Below are 2,229 nucleotides of genomic sequence, written 5' to 3'. Positions count from 1 at the left end.
GGCCCCACCGCGACGTCGCGGTGGGGCCCCGTCGGCGTCCGGCGGCAGGGTGCTGCCATGTCGACCGCACTGCCCGACTCCCGCACGTCCGCGCCACCCGGCGCCCCCAGCACCTGGCGCTCTCGCGTCGCCGCCCTGGGCCCCGGCCTGCTCATGGCCTCGGCCGCCATCGGCGGTTCCCACCTGGTGAGCTCCACCCAGGCCGGCGCCCTGTTCCAGTGGCAGCTGGTGGGCCTGGTCGTGGCCGCCAACGTGCTCAAGTACCCCTTCTTCCGCTTCGGCGCCCAGTACACGGTGGAGACCGGCCACAACCTCGTGGAGGGCTACGCCCGCAAGGGCCGCGGCTACCTTTGGGTGTTCTTCCTGCTCTGCGTGGTCTCGGCCGTCATCGCCGCCGCCGGCGTGGGCATCCTGTGCGCGGTCATCCTGAAGTTCGCCCTGCCCGCCTCGTGGTCACTGAGCGTGCCGTGGGTGGCCGGTCTCATGATGCTGTCGGTCTGGGTGATCCTGCTGGCCGGCCGCTTCCCCGCCCTGGACGGCCTCACCAAGGTGATCGTCGTCATCCTCACCACGGTCACGGTGCTCACCGTGGTGGTGGCCGCCGCCAAGGGCCCGCAGGGCGCCGCCGACGCGGTGGCCGCGAGCCCGTGGACGCTGGCCTCGGTGCCCTTCCTCGTGGCGCTCGTGGGCTGGATGCCGGCCCCCATCGAGATCTCGGCCCTGCAGTCGCTGTGGGTGGCCGAGAAGCAGCGCCGCACCCCGTCCACGGCGCGCGACGGGCTGTGGGACTTCAACGTGGGCTACGTGGTCACCACCGTGCTGGCGGTCTTCTTCCTGGCCATGGGCGCCCTGGTGCAGTTCGGCACCGGGGTGGAGATCAAGATGGCCGGCGGCGCGTACATCCCGCAACTCATCAGCATGTACACCGCCACCATGGGCGAGTGGAGCCGCCCGCTCATGGCGCTGCTCGCGTTCGTGGTCATGTACGGCACCACCATCACCGTGGTGGACGGGTACGGCCGCGCGTGCGCCGAGTCCCTGCACCACCTGCGCCGCGGCGGGGGCAACGCCGGGCGCACCGCGGTCATCCTGTGGAGCACCCTCATCGCGGTGGCGTCGCTGGCCGTCATCCTGTGGTTCAGCACCCAGATGGGCGAGCTGCTGCGCTTCTCGATGATGGTGGCCTTCGTCACCGCGCCGGTGTTCGCGTGGCTCAACTTCAGCCTGGTGCGCCGCGAGGAGCACCTGCCCGCGTGGCTGCGCGCCCTCTCGTGGGTGGGCCTGGTCTTCCTCGCCGGCTTCACCGTGTTCTTCCTCGCCACCGAGGTGGGGCTGGTCGGCTGAGCCGCGTCCCGTCGTCCCCGGAACACGCGCGAGGGGCGCCCACCGTGGTGGTGGGCGCCCCTCCGCGCCGTGGGGGCGGGGCTCAGGCCTCGCTGAGGCCGATCAGGATCGGGATGCCGATGCCCAGGCCGAACATCAGCACGAACAGCGCACCGAGGAACAGGGTGATGAGTCCGCCGATGATGCCCATCACCCAGCCGGCTGTCACGAGGCCCTCGTTGCGATAGCGCCCCGGCTGCGAGCGGATGTCACGGCGGGCCCGGTTGCCCATCACCCAGGCCAGGAACCCGATGGGCGGGAACGCGATGAGGCTCAGCAGACCCGTCACGAACACGGGCACGCCGTCGGGGTGCTCCTCCTGGCCGGGACCGCCCGGGTACGGGCCGTACGCACCCGGAACGACGGCCGGCTGGGAGGACGGGTTGAGCTGCGGGCGGGACTGCTCGCCGGCAGGGGGACCGCTGGGGCTGCTGGGAGTCATGTCCCCGAGCGTAGGCCCCAGCGGCGGCTCACCTCCCCTTGCGGACGGTGATCGTCCACGCGGCGTCACCCGTGCGGTCGAAGGCCGTCACCTCGTGGCCGTCCTCGGCGGCCCACTGGGGCAGGCTCTCGGTGGCCTGCGTGCAGTCGAAGTCGATGCGCAGCTGGTCGCCCACCTGCAGCTGCTCCATGGCGCGGCGTGCGTCCACGAGCGGGAAGGGGCAGACGTCCCCGGCGGTGTCGAGGGCGTAGGTGGTCACGGGGTCCTCCTGGGGGAGTCGGGGGTCGGTGTCGGTGTCGAGGGGAGTGCTGGGGCGAGCGCGTCACCGCACCCGCCCCAGCGGGACGTCTCAGCCGACGGGGGTGAGCACCGGGGCGGGGCGCTCGTCCACCGGGGTGAGGGCC

3 protein-coding genes are annotated in these 2,229 nt (G+C 72.4%); 1 reads left to right on the top strand and 2 read right to left on the bottom strand.

All coding sequences use genetic code 11. From position 1 onward, the window contains the following. Positions 1-57 precede the first annotated feature (57 nt). On the top strand, positions 58-1,344 hold the full coding sequence (locus tag HMPREF3099_RS05965) for an NRAMP family divalent metal transporter (RefSeq protein ID WP_070705152.1): 1,287 nt from the start codon (positions 58-60) through the stop codon (positions 1,342-1,344). A gap of 82 nt (positions 1,345-1,426) precedes the next feature. On the opposite strand, the gene HMPREF3099_RS05960 is transcribed toward HMPREF3099_RS05965, so the two are convergent. Both HMPREF3099_RS05960 and HMPREF3099_RS05955 read right to left on the bottom strand, forming a co-directional pair. Continuing rightward, positions 1,427-1,825, bottom strand: coding sequence for a hypothetical protein (locus HMPREF3099_RS05960; RefSeq protein WP_070705151.1), 399 nt, complete (start codon positions 1,823-1,825; stop codon positions 1,427-1,429). Between the two features lie 28 nt (positions 1,826-1,853). After that, a complete protein-coding gene (locus tag HMPREF3099_RS05955; protein ID WP_070705150.1) occupies positions 1,854-2,084 on the bottom strand; it encodes a sulfurtransferase TusA family protein in 231 nt (76 codons plus the stop codon). Positions 2,085-2,229 lie beyond the last annotated feature (145 nt).

The organism is Kytococcus sp. HMSC28H12 (assembly GCF_001816045.1).
Lineage (GTDB): Bacteria > Actinomycetota > Actinomycetes > Actinomycetales > Dermatophilaceae > Kytococcus > Kytococcus schroeteri.
This window is presented reverse-complemented; position numbering and strand designations above follow the sequence as displayed.